Here is a 1,267-nt window from a genome sequence, read left to right on the forward strand (position 1 = left end):
CGCTCCTTGTATGTTCGATCCAGAGATTTGGGTAAGGTTTGGCCCGGTTACCGGGGAGGCCGTTCGCTCCTGGAAGCAGCGTAGTCTGACTTCGTTTGTAGAGCGGCTCCCCGCCTCATTGCCCACTCCGAAGGGTATCCAGAAGCCCGTTTTACGGGACTTCGTATACACAAGGTCGGTAGCGGCAACCAGTGCGAGGTCGGGGAACCGGTGACCATTGTCCCCAATTGATTGCAAGGAGTGAAGAGACATGTCGGTTTACGCAGGGTTGGATATCGGTGCCTACGCAGTGGATCTGGTCACACGGCAAGCGGACAAGGCCTCTAAAGCCAGGCGCTACAAGCAGACGCCGGAAGGGCATAACGCCTTGATCGCGCAGCTCAAAAAGGCCAAACCCACCCTGATTGTCATGGAAGCCACTGGCATCTATTACTTCGATCTGGCCGTCGCCCTCGTCGAAGCAGGCTTGCCCGTCGCCGTGATCAACCCCAAGAGCTTTCGCCATTTCGCCGAGCTGAAGCTGCAGACCAGTAAAACTGATGCGATCGACAGTGACCTGCTGGCCGAATACGGCCAGCGGATGGCGCCGGGGCCGTGGACACCACCGGATCAGCACCACCAAGCGCTGAGAAGCCTGGGGCGGCAGATTAATCGGTTGGTGGGCTGTCGGGCCCAGGCCAGGAACCGGCTGCACGCACTGAAGGCGACCCGCTCCACGCCGAGTCTGCTGATCGAGGACGAGCAGGAAGGCATTACCATGCTGGAGCGCCGGATCGACCGGCTCCGCCAGGCGGCTCTGGAACTGCTGGCCGAGGCGCCAGAGTTGCAACGCCGTTATCAGCACTTGCTGGCCGCCAAGGGCATCGGGGAGGCAACGGCCCTGTCGCTTCTCGCCGAGTTGTGTGTGCTGCCCACCTCGCTGAAGTCGGGCCAGATCAGCCGGCATGCGGGACTGGACGTGCGCCAACATCAGTCCGGCGCCAGCGTCAATCGGCCCGCCAGGATCAGCAAGGCCGGCAACGTGTACCTGCGCTCGGCGCTGTACATGCCGGCGTTGTCGGCGGTCCGGTATGACCCCAACGTCAAGGCCTTCTACGAGGCCCTGGTAGCCCGGGGCAAGAAAAAGATACAGGCCCTGGTAGCGGTGATGCGCAAGTATCTCACCGGGCTGTGGGCCTGCTTGAAGACCGATACCCCGTTCGATTCGACGCGGTTATTTCAAACCGCTGGCCTTCAAAAGGCTTGACCGCGAACAGGGTATCTACAA

1 protein-coding gene is annotated in these 1,267 nt (G+C 61.2%); it reads left to right on the plus strand.

The window, feature by feature from the left end:
* Positions 1-250: 250 nt before the first annotated feature.
* Positions 251-1,246 carry an IS110 family RNA-guided transposase gene (locus ACXIQ9_RS12585; protein WP_446269580.1) on the plus strand — a complete coding sequence of 332 codons (996 nt, stop codon included), beginning with the start codon at positions 251-253 and terminating at the stop codon, positions 1,244-1,246.
* Positions 1,247-1,267: the final 21 nt, after the last annotated feature.

The organism is Synechococcus sp. LTW-G, from assembly GCF_054459035.1.